We start from the raw sequence: 17,931 nt of genomic DNA, 5'->3' as shown, positions 1-17,931 counted from the left end.
CATAGAGTCAGCCTTAAAGAAGCGATGGAAATAAATAATAACCAAAACGCCTAAACACTTTAGCGCCTGGTGCTTAGCGGGAAAATCGATAAGAAAAGTCTTTTTTGTTCAATGGATTGGCTTTTTACACCGCAAAATCCTCCTCCTGTCCCGGTGAAAGACGGGAGAAACAAGTGCGAAAAAAAACCGCCTGCGGTAGACTGCGCGCGATTTTTTCTTTCAGAAAGGCCCGCATCATGGCAACCACGCTTTTTAAAGATTTTCAGTTCGAAGCCGCTCACCATCTGCCAAACGTCCCGGCGGGGCACAAGTGCGGACGCCTGCACGGCCACTCCTTTATGGTGCGGCTGGAAGTGACCGGTGAAGTGGACCCGCACAGCGGCTGGGTGATGGATTTTGCCGAGCTGAAGGCCGCCTTTAAGCCGATTTACGATCGGCTGGACCACTATTATCTGAATGACATTCCCGGTCTGGAAAACCCGACCAGTGAAGTGCTGGCCGCGTGGATTTGGCAGCAGATGAAACCACACCTGCCGGAGCTGAGCGCGGTGATGGTCAAAGAAACCTGCACCGCCGGCTGCGTCTACCGCGGCTGATTCTTCCGCGGGTCGTACGCGGCCCGCCGTTCGCCATCAGGCAATATTCAAGTACTTGTGGGTTTGCATCGACAGCCGCCAGTTGCGGGCGATGCAGGTCTCGATGCACAGTGCGGTAGCATCGGCTTTCTGGCTGATGGGCTGCAGCGCAATGATTCGCGGTTTGTCATCGGTCAGCGTCGCCAGCAGCGCATCCAGCGCCTCCACATCGCGCTGACGCGCCACCGGATGCTTGACTTCATCGGCGCGCACCAGCGCCTGCGCCAGTACATCATAACCGCCGCGCATATTCACCTTCGGCGACACCGTGACCCAGGTCCGTTCAGCGCAGCGTACCGGGTGCGTGCCGCTGGTTTCAATCTGGCAGCTGAACCCCGCCGCCTCCAGCTGAGTGGTCAGCGGCAGCAGATCATAGATAGCCGGCTCGCCGCCGGTTATCACGACGTGCCGCGCCGTCCACCCCTGCTGCCGGATGGTTGCCAACAACCGTTCCGGATCGGCCAGGCCCCAGGCATCGCTCTCAACGGTTTTGACTAAAATGTCGCCCAGACCCGTCTCCCGCTCGGCCAGTTTCTCCCAGGTATGTTTGGTATCGCACCAGCTGCAGCCGACCGGGCAGCCTTGCAGACGGATAAAAATCGCCGGAACGCCGGTGTAGACGCCCTCACCCTGCAGGGTCTGAAACATTTCATTAATCGGATACTGCATTGCACACTCAATCGTCACGGAGAAACAGGGCGCTGATTATGCCAGAGCCCCGCCCGGCGGCAAGCCTCATTGCCCGATTGGATACAGAAAAAGCCACTGAGGCCAAACTTCCTGATGCGGAAGATTGACAATGTCGGCCAGATAAAATTGTCTATACAGGAGCAGACAGAAAACCTGCCGATAACTTACCGATAACGAGGGCGCCGTGATAAATTCACAATCTATTGATATACAGCGTATTATTGATAACAGCCCGCTGCGTGGCTTCCACTGGCTGTTGATGATTCTCGGCTTTTGTATCCTGGCCATCGACGGATACGATACGGCGGCCATGGGCTATATTGCCCCGACCTTACTGGCGGAGTGGGCGCTCTCGCGTCAGGAGCTCGGGCCGGTGCTGAGCGCCGCGCTGTTCGGCCTGTCACTGGGAGCGCTGGCGGCGGGACCGCTTGCCGACCGCTGGGGGAGAAAGCGGCTACTGGTGCTCTCCTGCCTTTTTTTTGGCCTCAGCAGCCTGGCCACCGTCTTCGCAACCTCCCTTGCTTCTCTGACAATGTGGCGCTTTCTGACCGGGATCGGGCTGGGGGCCGCCATGCCTAACGCCATCACGCTGGTCGCAGAGTTTGCCCCGGCCCGCTGTCGTTCGCGGGTTATTAACACCATGTACTGCGGCTTTCCGCTTGGCGCCGCCGCCGGTGGCGGACTCTCGACCTGGCTGATACCGCTGGGAGGCTGGCAAAGCGTTCTTCTGCTGGGCGCCATAGCGCCGCTGCTGCTTTCCCTGCTGCTGCTGCGCTTTCTGCCGGAATCGCTGAAGTTTCTGGCCAGTCGCGGCGGCTCCCCGGCTAAGCTGCGGGCGGTGTTAAGCAGGCTGAACGGACGGCCCTGCGCGCCGACGCTCACCTTCCGACTTGCCGACGACGAGCGCTCTGCCACGCCGCCGGTCAGCCTGCTCTTTTCTCCGCGCTTTCGCCGCACGACCCTGATGCTGTGGCTCAGCTACTTTATGGGCCTGGTCATTTACTACGTGCTGCTCAGCTGGATGCCGGTGCTGATGCAAACGCTGGGATTCAGCCCCGCGCAGGCGGCCAGCCTGACCTCACTATTTACCTTTGGCGGCACGCTGGGCATCTTACTGGCCGGCTGGATGATGGACCGCTTTGGCGCTGATCGGGTGGTGATGCTCGGATTTGCCCTGACGGCGCTGCTGCTGGTGCTAATGGCACAGCAGCAGCGGCAGATCGTATTGCTAGGCAGCGCCCTGTTCCTGGTTGGCATCGTCATGAATGGCGCGCAGTCCGGGATGCAAACGCTGGCTGCGACCTGCTATCCCACCGCAGCGCGCGCGACCGGTATTGCCTGGATGCAGGGGATAGGTCGTTTTGGCGGCGTTGCCGGCACAATGAGCGCGGCCGGATTAATGGCTTTGGGCGGATCGGTACACGTGATACTGCTGCTGTTGTGCCTGCCCGCGCTGATCGCGGCGCTGGCAATTATCTACCGGTGGCGATCGTCCCGCGGCATCAGCCCGCTGGAAAACTGACCCTGTGGGCAAAAAAAAAGCCCCGTTTGCACGGGGCCCGGCAGCGGCTCACCCTGCGGGTGGGCCGCTCAGCGCGGCGATTACGCCTGGCCTTTTACTTCTTTCAGGCCGTTGAACGGGGCTTTACCGCCCAGCGCTTCTTCAATACGAATCAGCTGGTTGTACTTGGCGACGCGGTCAGAACGGCTCATTGAACCGGTTTTGATCTGACCAGCCGCGGTACCCACCGCCAGGTCAGCGATGGTCGCGTCTTCGGTTTCACCGGAGCGGTGCGAAATCACGGCGGTGTAGCCAGCATCTTTCGCCATCTTGATCGCCGCCAGCGTTTCGGTCAGAGAACCGATCTGGTTAAATTTGATCAGGATAGAGTTAGCGATGCCTTTCTCAATGCCCTCTTTCAGGATCTTGGTGTTGGTCACGAACAGGTCATCACCCACCAGCTGAATTTTATCGCCCAGCACTTTGGTCTGGTAGGCAAAACCGTCCCAGTCGGATTCGTCCAGGCCATCTTCGATGGATACGATCGGGTACTGCTTGGTCAGATCTTCCAGGAAGTGGGTGAACTCTTCGGAGGTGAACGCTTTGTTGCCTTCACCCGCCAGCACGTATTTGCCGTCTTTGTAGAATTCAGAAGCAGCACAGTCCATGGCCAGGGTAATGTCTTTGCCCAGCTCGTAACCGGCGGCCTTTACCGCTTCGGCGATCACCGCCAGCGCTTCGGCGTTAGATCCGAGGTTTGGCGCGTAGCCGCCCTCGTCACCGACCGCCGTGTTCATGCCTTTCGCTTTCAGCACTTTTGCCAGGTGGTGGAATACTTCAGACCCCATGCGCACGGCTTCTTTCAGGCTGGAGGCGCCAACCGGCTGGATCATGAATTCCTGGATGTCGACGTTGTTGTCGGCGTGCTCCCCACCGTTGATGATGTTCATCATCGGCAGCGGCATGGAGAATTTGCCCGGGGTGCCGTTCAGCTCGGCGATGTGTTCATACAGCGGCATGCCTTTCGACGCTGCGGCGGCTTTGGCGGCCGCCAGTGACACGGCGAGAATGGCGTTTGCGCCAAATTTGGATTTATTTTCCGTGCCGTCCAGCTCGATCATGATCTTGTCGATATTGGCCTGATCTTTCGCGTCTTTCCCTTTCACCGCGTCAGCAATCGGGCCGTTTACCGCAGCAACGGCTTTGGTCACGCCTTTGCCGAGGAAACGCGACTTGTCACCGTCACGCAGTTCCAGTGCTTCACGGGAACCGGTAGAAGCGCCAGACGGAGCCGCGGCGAGGCCAACGAAACCGCCTTCCAGATGCACTTCTGCTTCAACAGTCGGATTGCCACGGGAATCGATGATTTCGCGACCGATGACTTTTACGATTTTGGACATTAGATTTTCCTCAGTACAGTTAAGCTAAAACTTAAGACAAACAACGCGCGAAAAGTTCGCGCGTTGATGTGTAACCATTACTTAGCTAAACGCTTCTGGTACTCGCTGGCCGCTTTGATGAACCCGGCGAACAGCGGGTGCCCGTCGCGAGGCGTCGAGGTGAATTCCGGATGGAATTGACACGCGACGTACCACGGGTGGTTCGGGATCTCAATGATCTCAACCAGCTGGTCATCTCCGGAGCGGCCGGCTACGCGTAAGCCCGCCGCTTCGATTTGCTTTAACAGCATGTTGTTGACTTCATAGCGGTGGCGATGGCGCTCCACGATGGTATCCGATCCGTACAGCTGGCGCACCAGGCTGTCCGGCGTCAGCTGACAGGCCTGGCTACCAAGGCGCATGGTGCCGCCGAGATCGCTGTTTTCGGAGCGCACTTCCACGTTGCCGTTCTCATCACGCCACTCGGTGATCAGCGCCACCACCGGATATTTACACTCTGGCTCAAACTCCGTGGAGTTGGCGCCAGCCATCCCCGCCACGTTGCGGGCAAACTCCATCAGCGCCACCTGCATACCCAGGCAAATTCCCAGATAAGGAATATTGTTTTCGCGCGCATACTGCGCGGTCATCAGCTTGCCTTCCACGCCGCGATAGCCAAAGCCGCCCGGAATCAGGATCGCATCCAGATCTTTCAGTAGCTCGGTACCGCGGGTCTCCACGTCCTGTGAGTCGATCAGCTTGATGTTCACGGTCAGGCGATTTTTCAGGCCGCCGTGCTTCAGCGCTTCAATCACCGACTTGTAGGCGTCCGGCAGCTCAACGTACTTACCGACCATCCCGATGGTCACTTCACCACCCGGATTCGCCTCTTCATAAATCACCTGCTCCCATTCGGCCAGGTTGGCCTCTGGCGCGTTCAGGCTGAATCGTTTACAAATATAATCGTCCAGGCCCTGCGATTTCAACATGCCGGGGATTTTATAGATGGAGTCCACGTCTTTCAGCGAGATCACCGCTTTCTCTGGCACGTTGCAGAACAGGGCAATTTTCGCCCGCTCATTCGCCGGTACGGCGCGATCGGAGCGGCAGATCAGCATGTCAGGCTGGATACCGATCGACAGCAGCTCTTTCACCGAGTGCTGGGTCGGTTTGGTTTTCACTTCACCAGCCGCCGCCATATACGGCACCAGCGTCAGGTGCATGTACAGCGTGTGCTCACGGCCCACGTCCACGGCCATCTGGCGAATTGCTTCGAGGAACGGCAGGGATTCGATATCCCCCACGGTACCGCCAATTTCAACCAGCACCACGTCATGGCCTTCGCCACCGGCGATAATCCGCTCTTTGATGGCGTTGGTGATGTGTGGGATCACCTGAATGGTCGCGCCCAGGTAGTCGCCGCGACGCTCTTTGCGCAGGACTTCGGAGTAGATACGGCCGGTGGTGAAGTTATTACGACGGGACATCTTCGTGCGGATAAAACGCTCGTAGTGGCCAAGATCGAGATCGGTTTCGGCACCGTCGTCGGTCACGTACACTTCGCCGTGCTGCGTCGGGCTCATGGTACCCGGATCCACGTTGATATACGGGTCCAGCTTCATGATGGTCACTTTCAGACCACGGGCTTCGAGAATGGCTGCGAGGGAGGCGGCGGCAATGCCTTTACCCAGAGAGGATACGACCCCGCCGGTCACAAAAATATAGTTCGTTGTCATGCTGAACCTGAGAGTTTAGGTGTAAAGACGATGGAATAACCAGGACGGGAAAGCAGTATACCCGAAACCCCTGGACGCCACAACGAAACGATGGCGGCCGCGCCGCTTTCCTGCCGCCAGTCCGCCAGTCCGCCAGTCCGCCAGTCCGCCAGTCCGCCAGTCCGCCAGTCCGCCAGTCCGCCAGTCCGCCAGTCCGCAGTGTGCCGCCGCCGGCGCCCGCACGCCTTGATGCGGATCATCCTGAGGTGAATCGGGTCAGCCACCGGGCGATACGCTGCGCTTATCGGACTACTCCGCCGCTTTCACCTGCTGCCAGGCGGCCTCCATTTGCGCCAGACTGGCTTCGCCCATCGCCACTCCCTGCGCCGCGATCAGCGCTTCAACCTGGCGAAAGCGGCGCTCAAACTTGTCGTTAGCTTTTTGCAGCGCGATCTCCGCCTTGCTGCCAAGGTGGCGCGACAGGTTAACCGTGGCAAACAGCAGATCGCCGATCTCCTCTTCCAGCTTTTGCGCATCGACCACCGCCTGCTGCGCTTCGTGCATCACCTCATCAATCTCTTCGTGCACTTTATCCAGCACCGGTCCGAGACTGTGCCAGTCAAATCCCACCGCCGCGCAGCGTGTCTGCATTTTGTGCGCCCGCATCAGCGCCGGCAGCGCGCGCGGAATATCGTCCAGCGCGGAAAACTGCGCTTTTCCCGCCCGCTCTTCGCGCTTGATTGCTTCCCAGTTCGCCAGCACCTCGTCGCTGTCGCGCACTTGCGCATCGGCGAAGATGTGCGGATGGCGACGCTCCAGCTTATCCGCAATGGCCGTACAGACGTCGTCAAAGTTAAACCGCCCCTCTTCCTGTGCTATCCGGGCATAGAAGACCACCTGAAACAGCAGATCGCCCAGCTCGCCGCGCAGATCGTTGACATCGTCACGGGCGATGGCATCCAGCACTTCCCAGGTCTCTTCCAGCGTGTAGGGCGCCAGGGTGGCGTTGGTCTGCTCCCGATCCCACGGGCAGCCGGTTTCAGGGTCGCGCAGGGTGCGCATAATGCCAAGCAGGCGTTCGATGGGAGACATAGCTTTCCTTTAACAAACGTGGGGCAGAGGCGCTGCCCCGAAAGATAAATGGCCTGAGCAGGCTCAGTGCAGGCGACGCGCGTCGATGATGTCCGGCACCTGATTCAGCCGCGCAATCACCCGGCTGAGCACCTGCTGGTTATAAATTTCGATATCCATATCGATGGTGGCCAGCTGCTTTTTGGTGTCGCTACGGCTGGCTACCCCGAGGACGTTAACCTTCTCATTGGCAAGAATGGTAGTGATATCGCGCAGCAATCCGCTGCGATCGTTAGCGGTGACCCGCACCACCAGCGAGTAACCGCTGGAGTAACTCTCTCCCCACACCGCATCCACAATGCGTTCCGGGGCGTGCGAAATCAACTCCGCCAGCTGATCGCAGTCCGCGCGGTGAATCGAAATACCGCGCCCCTGGGTAATAAAGCCAACGATATCGTCGCCAGGAATGGGCTGGCAGCAGCGGGCAATGTGGTGCATCAGATTGCCGACGCCCTCGACCACCACCCGTCCGCTCTCTTTGTTGCCGCGACCGGCCGGCTGGTGCGACTTCTGCGTGAGCTGGCGCAGCGCCTCGCGATCTTCCTCTTCGGCGCTCGGCTTATGCAGCTTCGACTGCAGGAAGTTGACCATCTGGTTGAGGCGGATATCGCCACCGCCAATCGCCGCCAGCAGTTCGTCGAGCGAATTGACGTTGTAGCGCGGCAGCAGCAGCTTTTCCGCCTCTTTCAGGCTGATATCCAGCTGATGGAGTTCGTTATCCAGAATCTGCCGCCCGGCGACGATGTTCTTGTCGCGATCCTGCTTGCGGAACCAGGCGTGAATCTTGGAGCGGCCGCGGCTGGTGGTGACGTAGCCGAGGTTGGGATTGAGCCAGTCCCGGCTGGGATTCGGCTGCTTCTGCGTAATGATTTCTACCTGATCGCCCATTTGCAACTGATAGGTAAACGGCACGATGCGACCGCCGATCTTCGCGCCGATGCAGCGGTGGCCAATATCGCTGTGGATGTTATAAGCAAAATCGAGCGGTGTGGACCCCGCCGGCAGGTCTACCACGTCCCCTTTCGGCGTAAACACGTAGACGCGATCGTCAAACACCTGACTGCGCACCTCATCCAGCATTTCGCCGGAGTCCGCCATCTCTTCCTGCCAGGCGATCAGCTTACGCAGCCAGGCAATCCGCCCTTCGTGCCCGGAGGCGGCTTTACCCGCAGCCACCGCGGCGGTTCCCTCTTTGTATTTCCAGTGCGCCGCCACGCCCAGTTCGGCGTCTTCATGCATCTGCCGCGTGCGGATTTGGATCTCTACCGTTTGCCCTTTCGGCCCCAGCACCACAGTGTGGATCGACTGATAGCCGTTCGGTTTCGGGTTAGCGACGTAATCATCAAACTCCGCCGGCAGGTGGCGATAGAGCGTGTGGACGATGCCCAGCGCCGCGTAGCAGTCCTGCAGGCGCTCCGCGACGATGCGCACCGCACGGACGTCAAACAGCTCATCAAACGACAGCGCTTTTTTCTGCATTTTGCGCCAGATGCTGTAGATATGCTTGGGCCGGCCATACACCTCGGCCTGGACGCCCTCTTTGACAATCTCATCGCGCAGCGACTGGACAAACGTATCGATATACTGTTCGCGATCGATGCGCCGCTCATGCAGCAGTTTGGCAATACGCTTGTACTCATCGGGATGCAGATAGCGGAAGCAGTAATCTTCCAGCTCCCATTTGAGCTGGCCGATCCCCAGGCGGTTGGCCAGCGGGGCGTAAATGTTGGTGCACTCCTTCGCCGCCAGTACGCGCTCATCTTCCGGCGCGTCCTTGACCTCGCGCAGATGGGCAATTCGCTCGGCCAGCTTGATCACCACGCAGCGGAAATCTTCCACCATCGCCAGCAGCATACGCCGGACGTTATCCACCTGCTCGGAGGCGCCAGAGTCGTTATGGGTCGCCTTCAGCTGGCGGATGGCATCCATATCCAGTACGCCGTGCACCAGCGAAACAATCGCCTTACCCACGTCGCTTTCCAGCGTCTCTTCACTGACGACCCCGGCTTCTACCAGCGGAAACAGCATCGCCGCGCGCAGGGTGTCGCCATCCATGCTGAGGGTCGAGAGGATCTCGACCATCTCCACGCCCCGCCACAGCAGCAGCGGCGCATCCTTGTGCTCGCGGGTGGCGCGATCGCAATAGCGCCAGGTCTCGGTCAGTCGCTCACATGCTTGCGGGTTCGCTATTCCGAGGCTGGCTACCCAGCTGTCCAGATCGAACTCTCCCGCCGTGTTCAAATGTGCACTTCTTACCGCAACCATAACCTCTCCTGGTGTGTAGCCGGACATCGTCCCGCTGCAGTCAGCGCCGCGTCATCGCCCGTCTGCCGGCGGGACGCCGCTGCGCTGCTGCAACCCGAATGATTGTGTATACCGCGCCATCAGCGCGTATCGTGCCGGTTAAACCGCACCATCGACTCAAGGTGACCGGTATGCGGGAACATATCCAGCATCGCCACCCGATCGAGATGATAACCGGCCTGAAGCAGTGTTCGGCTGTCCCGCGCCAGCGTGGCGGCATTACAGGAAACATAGACCACGCTGGTCGGATTCAGCCGGACAATCTGCTGCATCACGCCCGCCGCGCCTGCGCGCGCCGGGTCGAGTAATACTTTCGTAAATCCCTGCGCAGCCCAAGGCTGCGTCGTCACGTCGGCGTCAAGGTTTTCGTGCCAGAACGTCACGTTTTGCAGATTATTCTGGAGAGCATTATACCTGCCCATCTCCACTAATGCTGCAACACCTTCCACGCCTGTAACATTCTGCGCGAGATTTCCGATTGGCAATGTAAAATTTCCCATACCGCAAAACAGGTCCAGCACCCGGTCTTCCGGCTGCAGATCCAGCCAGCGTATGGCCTGGTCGACCATCAGTGCATTCACCTCGCGGTTCACCTGAATAAAGTCGCGCGGGCTAAAATTAAGACGCACCCCGCCTACGCGGTACCAGGGCCGTTCACCGCACACCTGTTCAAGGCTATCACTCTGCGCGGAAAGGAACAGTGCCAGTCGATGCTGATGCGAAAAGCGTTCCAGTTTTTGCCGATCGTCGACGCTGAGGGCAGCCAGATGGCGCAGCACCAGCAGCGGCCCGCTGTCGGCCTGTACCAGTTCGACGTGACCCAGCTGGCGCAGGCCGGCCAGCGAGTTCAGACAGTGGCGCAGCGGCACCAGTAGCGCATCAAGCGAGGGCATCAATACGGGGCAGCGATCGATCGTCACCAGTTCGTGACTGCCTTCACGGCGAAACCCCATCTCCAGCCGCTGCTGCGCGCTGTTCCAGCTCAGCGATAAGCGCGCGCGGCGCCGGTACCCCCAGGGATCGCCCGCCAGCAGCGCGATGTCGGCGGCAGCGATCGGCTGCCCGGTTTCCCGGGATAACAGGCGCGCCAGCGCGGTGGTTTTGCTATGCTGTTGCAGCGTCGGGGCGGCATGCTGTTGCTGACAGCCGCCGCAGCGGCCAAAGTGCGGGCAGCGCGGCGTGACCCGCTGGTCAGAGGCCAGCAGAATGCGTGACGCCTTGCCGCGAGCAAACTGACGCTTATCCTCTTCCAGCGTCACCTCTACCTGCTCGCCCGGCAGCGCACCGCGCACGAACAGCGTTTTGCCATGATGGCGCGCCACGCCCTGCCCAAAGGGGTCCAGACTCTCGATGGTGACTGTCACCGGTTGCCGGCTCGTCACGCGCCGCTTTGCAGAGTAAAATTGCGCCATAATGTCGTTACATCTCGGAAGTGGATAAAATCGCGCATAGCCTACATGAGGGGCAGCGGGAATTCGACTGGCTTTGCCGCCTTTCCGGTGCACCCTTGCCGTAATGCGGTTGGCCACTAATGGAATATTATGACCACATATAGCCTGCGGGCACGCATGATGATCTTGATTCTGGCACCCACCCTGATGATTGGGCTGCTGCTGAGTACGTTTTTTGTCGTCCACCGCTATACGGAACTGCAGCGGCAGGTGATGGATGCCGGCGCGAATATCATCGAACCGCTGGCGGTTGCCAGCGAGTACGGGCTGACCTTCCATCGTCGGGAGTCGGTTCGACAGCTGGTGAGCCTGCTGCACCGTCGCCACTCGCAAATCGTGCGGGCTATTAGCGTGTTCGATAATCAAAACCGGCTGTTTGTCACCTCCAACAGCCAACAAAATCTGGCCCTGCTGCGCGCACCGGCCAGCGACATACCGACCCAACTGACGCAGGAGCGCCACGGCAACGTACTGATCTTACGCACGCCCATACTCTCCGAAACCTGGTTTTCCGACGAGTCGGCGCTGGAAGAAGCCAAGCCCGACGGTAACCCACTCGGTTACGTGGCCATCGAATTGGACCTGCAATCTGTTCGCCTGCAGCAGTACAAAGAGGTGTTTATCTCCACCCTGCTGCTGCTGCTGTGCCTGAGTATCGCCATGCTGTTTGCGTATCGCCTGATGCGCGACGTGACCGCGCCAATCCGCAACATGGTCAGCACCGTGGATCGCATTCGTCGCGGCCAGCTCGACAGCCGGGTGGAGGGGCACATGCTGGGCGAACTGGATATGTTGAAAAACGGCATTAACGCGATGGCAATGTCGCTCACCGCCTATCACGAAGAGATGCAGCAGAATATCGATCAGGCCACCTTCGATCTGCGGGAAACGCTGGAGCAGATGGAGATCCAGAACGTTGAACTGGACCTGGCCAAAAAGCGCGCCCAGGAAGCGGCACGCATTAAATCAGAATTCCTTGCCAACATGTCGCACGAACTGCGCACCCCGCTCAACGGCGTGATTGGCTTCACCCGGCAAACGCTGAAAACGCCGCTTTCGGCCACCCAGCGTGACTACCTGAACACCATTGAGCGCTCGGCGAATAATTTGCTGAGCATCATCAACGACGTACTGGACTTCTCAAAGCTGGAGGCGGGACGACTGGTGCTGGAGAGCATTCCGTTCCCGCTGCGCGCCACGCTGGATGAAGTGATTGTCCTGCTGGCCCAGTCGGCACACGAAAAAGGGCTGGAGCTGACGCTGGCGATGCAGCCTGACGTACCGGATAACGTGATTGGCGATCCGCTGCGCCTGCAGCAGATTTTGACCAACCTGCTCGGTAATGCTATCAAGTTTACCGAACAGGGACAGATTGCGCTGTACGTGGAAAAACGCGCCATCAGCCTGAATAAAGTGGAAATTGAGATGCAGATCCGCGACAGCGGCATTGGTATTTCGGAAAAACAGCAATCACAGCTGTTCCAGGCCTTTCGTCAGGCCGACGCCAGCATTTCCCGCCGCCACGGCGGCACCGGTCTGGGGCTGGTGATCACCCAGCGGCTGGTGAATGAAATGGGCGGTGATATTTCGTTCCACAGCCGCCCCCATGCCGGTTCAACCTTCTGGTTCCATATCAGCCTCGAGCTGAATCCGAATGCCACCAGCGATCCACAGGCATTGCGCTGCCTGCAACACAAAACGCTGGCCTATATTGAGCCCGATCTGCCGGTGGCCGAAGCCACCCGACTGCTGCTGTCGGCTACGCCGCTGCAGGTAGAGTGGCAGCCTGACCTTGCCGCGCTCAGCGCCGCACACTACGACATCGTACTGATGGGCCTGCCGGTCAGCGACGACTGTGACGTGCTGACCGCGGATCTGCCGGAAAAACTGCGCCAGGTGGCGGCCATGACCCTGCTGGGGCTGCCGAGCCAGATGCAGCTGCACACCGAATTTCTCCAGTCTCACGGTATCGATGCCTGCCTGCTGAAGCCGGTGACCCTGACTCGCCTGCTGCCGATCCTGCTGGATAAACACTGCCGCCACGAGCAGCAGCCGGCGCGCGCGCGCCTGCCCCTGACGGTGATGGCGGTGGACGATAATCCCGCCAACCTGAAGCTGATCGGAGCGCTGCTGGAGGAGCTGGTGGAGACGATCGTGCTGTGCGACGGCGGTGAGCAGGCGATTACCGCGGCGGCCAGCGGCCCGCTGGACATTATTCTGATGGATATCCAGATGCCCGGTATCGACGGCCTGCAGGCCAGCCAGCGGATTCGCCAGCTGCCGCACCACGCCACCACCCCGATCGTCGCCGTGACCGCGCACGCGCTGGACGGGGAGCGGCAAAAACTGTTTCAGGCCGGGATGAACGACTATCTGGCTAAACCGATCGACGAAGACAAGTTGCTGAAGCTGCTGGCGCGCTATGCGCCGGTCGGGCTCAGCAGCGGCTCGCCGCCGCCCGCCTGGCTGATGCCAGCGGTGGCGCCGTCACTGGACTGGAACCTTGCGCTGCAGCAGGCGGCCAATAAGCCGGATCTGGCGCGTGATATGCTGCAAATGCTGGTGGATTTTCTGCCGGAAGTGCAGCAGAAGGTGGAGACCTGCATGCAGCAGAATACGCTGCCGGCGCTGCGACAAATTTTGCATAAACTGCACGGCAGCGCCAGCTATAGCGGCGTGCCGCGCCTGAAACAGCTCTGTTTACAGCTGGAGCAGCAGCTCGATGCCCGTCACACGCTGCAGGATATTGAGCCGGAGCTGTTCGAACTGCTGGATGAGATGGCCAACGTTGCGCGGCTGGCGGCAGAGCGCTTACAGATCCGCTAATCTCCCGTCACGATCGGCGTTTTGGTTTTGTTCAGCGCCTGCATAAAGGTCTGATCCAGGTGCAGATGCTGTTCAACCAACGCCGGCGGCGTGTTGGCCAGCCACTGATTAAGCGAGATATCCGCATAGCGATCGCTTTTAAACAGTTCGAGAAAGCGCAGCGGCGTAGTGCCGGTATTCTCGATATAGTGCCCCATTGCAAAGGGCACATAGCCGACATCACCGGCGCGGTAATCAAAGGTGCGTGCCTGACCCGAGGCGGCAAACACCCCCATCCGCCCCTCGCCTTCCAGGTAGTATTGCCACTCATCATTGTTCGGATGCCAGTGCAGCTCACGCATCGCCCCCGGCTGCAGCTCGACCAACGCAGCGGCAATGGTTTTCGAAATGGGAAAGGTTGACGCGTCGGTGATGCGCACCGTACCGCCGGCCAGCGTAATCGGCTTCTGCGCCATCATCCGGTGGCTAAACACCCGCGCCGATTTTTTGCCACCGCGGATCGCGTCCGCCGCCAGCGCGCCGGGCACGTTTCCGGCAAAAATATACTCCTCTTCCGGCGCGGGCAGTGTGGCAAAGGTCGCAGCGGGGACGCCAAAGTTCTTCGCCAAAATCTCCGGCGGCAGATGCTTAAACCAGTCGCTGAGCAAAAAGGTGCTGTCTTCATCAAAATTGCCGTCATCAAACGCCAGTAAAAACTCGCAGCCGTCGGGTCCCAGCCCCTGAATGGAGTGCGGCACGCCGGGTGGGAAGTACCACAGATCGCCGACGCCGACGTCGTCAATAAACCAGCCGCCATCGGCGTCCAGCGCCGTGATACGCGCTTTACCATACAGCATATAGGACCACTCGCCCTCCTTGTGCCAGTGTAGCTCGCGAATACCGCCGGCGTTGAGGCGCATGTCCACGCCGGCAATGGTCGTGGACACCCCCAGTTCGCGCTGCGTCACCTGTCGCGTCCAGCCGCCGGTTCCTTTGCGCACGTGAGCATCGCTAAAGGAGAAGCGCAAGTTAGGTAACGTACCGCTGTCGGTTGGCGGCGGATTCACCAGATCGGGATTTTCCCGTTCGCGAATGGGATCGCGTGGGCCGGGATCGCTGCCGCCGCGCGTCGGATACGGATGGGCCTGCACGGTAGCATCGTGCGCGTGAACGCGGCCAGCGGCCAGCGCGACGGTGCCTCCGGCGGCGAAAGCCATGAAGTGGCGGCGAGAGAGTGAATGCATAACGGCTCCTTGTAGAGGGATTTCCCGCAGCGCGGGGATCCTGACATCAGGACACCTTCACCATAATGCGCCGCAGCCCGACGATGGAGCCGCGTCTGCCGCGATTATGTAAGCAGATTCACATCAATATTTTTTATCATTCATCTTATCCGGATGGAGGAACCGGTGCGATCGCCCGCTTTGGTTGAGGTCACGTTGAGACTGATAACATTTCTCGTCCTCCGAGCGCACCGCTTGCCTAAGATGCAGCAACGGCGTCGATGGTCGCAGCGCGATGGCCTGACACATTTCCTTACCGCCAGGCGTCGGTCAGCCGCCCGGTAACCGCCTGCCAATCGCCAGCGCGGCGGCGATATTGCGGGCGCTCAGGCGCAGGTTCTCGGTGGCGCTCTCCAGCGCCTCCTCCAGGCTGCAAATGCGGTATAGCACGCTAAACACCGCATCCAGCCCGTGCTGATGGACCACGCCAACATCGGCGCTCAGGCTACCGGCAATGCCAATTACCGGCTTACCGTGCTGCTTCGCCAGCTGCGCCACGCCCACCGGTACTTTACCGTGGACACTTTGACTGTCTATGCGTCCCTCGCCGGTGATCACCAGATCCGCCTTCGCCAGCTGCGACGCCAGCCCCAGCGCCTCGGTGACTATATCAATGCCGCGGCGCAGTTCGGCTGCGCAAAACGCATACAGTCCGGCGCCCATCCCACCGGCGGCTCCCCCGCCGGGCACCTCCAGCACCGACGTCGCCAGATCGCGCTGAATCACTGCTGCATAGTGGGTGAGCGCCGCATCCAGCTGGCTGACCTGCGCCGGCGTGGCGCCTTTCTGCGGGCCAAACACCGCCGACGCCCCCTGCTCGCCGGTCAGCGGATGGCTGACATCGCAGGCCACCTCAATGCGGCAGCGCCGTACGCGCGGGTCGAATTCGCTCAGATCGATCCGATCCAGCTGCGCCAGCGCCGCGCCGCCGGGAGCGAGGGGCCGTCCTGCCGCATCCAGCAGCCGCGCTCCAAGGGCCTGCACCATGCCGGCACCGCCGTCATTGGTGGCGCTGCCGCCGATGCCGATGATGATCTGACCCACGCCGTTATCCAGCGCATCGCGAATCAGCTCGCCGGTCCCCCAGGAGGTGGCCCGCAGCGGATCGCGCCGCGCCGGCGCAACCTGCTCCAGCCCGCTGGCGGCGGCCATTTCAATAAAGGCGCAGGCGTTATCGCCCGAGAGGCCATAAAAAGCATTCACCGGTTCGCCAAGCGGACCGGTTACCGTCAGCGTAACGCGGCGGCCGCCGGTTGCCGCAATCATCGCGTCGACCGTACCCTCACCGCCGTCGGCCAGCGGGATTTTGACATAGTGAGCATCGGGAAAAATGTCGCGAAAGCCAGCCTCAATGGCGCTGGCAACCTGCATAGCGGATAAGCTCTCTTTATAAGAGTCGGGGGCGATCACAATTTTCATCGGGTTTCTCTGTGCCAGGCGCTGGCGAGACCAGCGAAATCTGCGTTTCGGCGCCGCAGAGCGCCGACGATACCACGCAGCGCACCGGCGGTGCGCTGCGTTGCGATCTAGCATAGCGGCTCAGCGCGCCGGTGCCAGCCAGCATGCCCCCTTTGCCGTTCAGCGCTACCCCAGCTTTTCGGGACTCACGCACCATCTGCCGCCGCGCAGCCTTTCCGCGCTCCGGCGACGCTGACGGTGCCCTTTGGCAACGATCATGGCCACCGTCAGCAGCGCCGGGATCGCCAACACGGCAAAGATGGTCGTGAAGCGCCAGCCCAGCGCCAGCATTTCAGCGCCGGCCAGCGCGCTGAGGATGGCACCGATACGGCCAATCCCGTGCATCCAGCTGGAGCCGGTCGCACGCGCCTCCGTCGGATAAAAGCTGGCCGACAGCGCGTTCATACCGGTATTGGCGCCGCCGATGCAGAAGCCGATCATCATGGCGCAGCCGCCCAGCAGCAGCGGATGGCCGATGGTCACTCCCATGCCGGCGGTGAACAGCGCGCCACCGCCGTAGATCAGCGCCAGCGCGCGGTGCGGCTCCATACGGTCCATCAGCCAGCCAGAAAATAGCGATCCGGCAGTGCCACCTGCCTGGAACAGCGCGGTGATGATCGCCGCCTGGGTCACATCGAAGCCGTTATCTTTGATCAACAGCGGCAGCCAGCTGCCGAGGGTATAAAACAGAAACAGCGCGGTAAAATAAGCCCCCCACAGCATCAGGCTGCCAAAGCGATATTGCGCATTCAGCACCACCCTGACCGGATGAGCGATCGCCTGCCCGGCCGGCGGCAACACCACCGTGGCGTTATGCAGATCGAGGTCCGGCGCCAGCTTTGCCAGAATACGGTGAATTTTATCGCTGGCGGCGCGCCTAACCACCAGAAAGCAGACCGATTCTGGCAGCGCCCACAGCAGCAGCGGCACAAACAATATCGGCAGAATACCGCCGAGCAGCAGCACCGCGTGCCAGCCAAAGTGCGGCATCAGCCAGGAGGCAGCAAAGCCGCCCAGTGCGGCACCAAAGGTGAAGCCACAGAACACGACGGTAATTAAAAACGCCCGTCGCCGGGCCGGTGCAAACTCGGCGACCAGCGTGCCGACGTTGGGCATCGCGGCGCCCAGCCCAAGGCCGGTAAGAAAGCGAAACAGGATCATCTGTTCCATATTCTGTGAGAAAGCGGTGGCCAGCGTCCAGGCACCAAAAAAGAAGACGCTGTTCACAATCACCACTTTGCGTCCCAGCCAGTCCGACAGCGGCCCGGAGAGCATCGCCCCCAGCGCCAGGCCGATCAGCGCCGCGCTGATCACCAGCCCCAGCTCGCGGTTGCTGATTCCCCAGTCGGCTTTCAGCTCCGGGGCAATAAAGCCCATAATGGCGATATCGAAGCCATCCAGCGCGATAATGCAAAAACCAAACAGCACCACCCACTTCTGCCACCTTCCCAGTGGGCGACTGTCGATCAGCGCCCGCACATCAATTGCTTTGCTTTCCGCCATGGCGACTCTCCGGTGAACATTATGCAGTGGCGTCACTATAAGCAGGCCGGTCGTCAGCAATAAACGGCGATAATCG

At 60.4% G+C, this 17,931-nt stretch carries 12 protein-coding genes; 3 read left to right on the top strand and 9 right to left on the bottom strand.

Features of this window, described 5'->3' with window-relative positions:
* Positions 1–236: 236 nt before the first annotated feature.
* Positions 237–596 (top strand): 6-carboxytetrahydropterin synthase QueD, encoded by a 360-nt coding sequence (gene queD / locus BS626_RS15105; RefSeq protein ID WP_075183203.1) that lies wholly within the window; start codon positions 237–239, stop codon positions 594–596.
* A 36-nt stretch (positions 597–632) separates the two neighbouring features.
* Here the strand turns inward: queD and queE are convergent, their stop codons facing one another.
* Positions 633–1,304 carry a 7-carboxy-7-deazaguanine synthase QueE gene (queE, locus tag BS626_RS15100; RefSeq protein ID WP_075183202.1) on the bottom strand — a complete coding sequence of 224 codons (672 nt, stop codon included), beginning with the start codon at positions 1,302–1,304 and terminating at the stop codon, positions 633–635.
* A 205-nt stretch (positions 1,305–1,509) separates the two neighbouring features.
* Between queE and BS626_RS15095 the strand changes: the two genes are divergently transcribed.
* Positions 1,510–2,847, top strand: coding sequence for an MFS transporter (locus BS626_RS15095; protein ID WP_075183201.1), 1,338 nt, complete (start codon positions 1,510–1,512; stop codon positions 2,845–2,847).
* Between the two features lie 80 nt (positions 2,848–2,927).
* On the opposite strand, the gene eno is transcribed toward BS626_RS15095, so the two are convergent.
* The 5 genes from eno to rlmD form a co-directional block, all read right to left on the bottom strand.
* A complete protein-coding gene (eno, locus tag BS626_RS15090) occupies positions 2,928–4,226 on the bottom strand; it encodes a phosphopyruvate hydratase (RefSeq protein ID WP_075183200.1) in 1,299 nt (432 codons plus the stop codon).
* 77 nt (positions 4,227–4,303) lie between these two features.
* On the bottom strand, positions 4,304–5,941 hold the full coding sequence (gene pyrG / locus BS626_RS15085; protein ID WP_075183199.1) for a glutamine hydrolyzing CTP synthase: 1,638 nt from the start codon (positions 5,939–5,941) through the stop codon (positions 4,304–4,306).
* A gap of 288 nt (positions 5,942–6,229) precedes the next feature.
* Positions 6,230–7,012 carry a nucleoside triphosphate pyrophosphohydrolase gene (gene mazG, locus BS626_RS15080; protein WP_075183198.1) on the bottom strand — a complete coding sequence of 261 codons (783 nt, stop codon included), beginning with the start codon at positions 7,010–7,012 and terminating at the stop codon, positions 6,230–6,232.
* 63 nt (positions 7,013–7,075) lie between these two features.
* Positions 7,076–9,316 carry a GTP diphosphokinase gene (gene relA, locus BS626_RS15075; protein ID WP_075183197.1) on the bottom strand — a complete coding sequence of 747 codons (2,241 nt, stop codon included), beginning with the start codon at positions 9,314–9,316 and terminating at the stop codon, positions 7,076–7,078.
* Between the two features lie 119 nt (positions 9,317–9,435).
* Positions 9,436–10,767, bottom strand: coding sequence for a 23S rRNA (uracil(1939)-C(5))-methyltransferase RlmD (rlmD, locus tag BS626_RS15070; RefSeq protein ID WP_075183196.1), 1,332 nt, complete (start codon positions 10,765–10,767; stop codon positions 9,436–9,438).
* 129 nt (positions 10,768–10,896) lie between these two features.
* On the opposite strand from rlmD, the gene barA reads away from it, so the two are divergent.
* Positions 10,897–13,632, top strand: coding sequence for a two-component sensor histidine kinase BarA (barA, locus tag BS626_RS15065; RefSeq protein ID WP_075183195.1), 2,736 nt, complete (start codon positions 10,897–10,899; stop codon positions 13,630–13,632).
* Here barA and BS626_RS15060 read toward each other — a convergent pair.
* The 3 genes from BS626_RS15060 to BS626_RS15050 all read right to left on the bottom strand — a co-directional run bounded on the left by BS626_RS15060 (position 13,629) and on the right by BS626_RS15050 (position 17,855).
* Positions 13,629–14,855, bottom strand: coding sequence for an oxalate decarboxylase family bicupin (locus BS626_RS15060; RefSeq protein ID WP_075183194.1), 1,227 nt, complete (start codon positions 14,853–14,855; stop codon positions 13,629–13,631). The two genes, barA and BS626_RS15060, sit on opposite strands and share 4 nt — an antisense overlap.
* A gap of 309 nt (positions 14,856–15,164) precedes the next feature.
* Positions 15,165–16,313: a glycerate kinase gene (locus BS626_RS15055; protein ID WP_075183193.1), complete on the bottom strand. Its 1,149-nt coding sequence runs from the start codon at positions 16,311–16,313 to the stop codon at positions 15,165–15,167.
* Positions 16,314–16,478: 165 nt separating this feature from the next.
* Positions 16,479–17,855 (bottom strand): aromatic acid/H+ symport family MFS transporter, encoded by a 1,377-nt coding sequence (locus BS626_RS15050; protein ID WP_075183192.1) that lies wholly within the window; start codon positions 17,853–17,855, stop codon positions 16,479–16,481.
* Positions 17,856–17,931 lie beyond the last annotated feature (76 nt).

It is taken from the genome of Pantoea sp. 1.19 (assembly GCF_001922585.1).
Lineage (GTDB): Bacteria > Pseudomonadota > Gammaproteobacteria > Enterobacterales > Enterobacteriaceae > 1-19.
The sequence above is the reverse complement of the archived record's forward strand: the minus strand, read 5'-3'. Positions and strand labels throughout refer to the sequence as shown.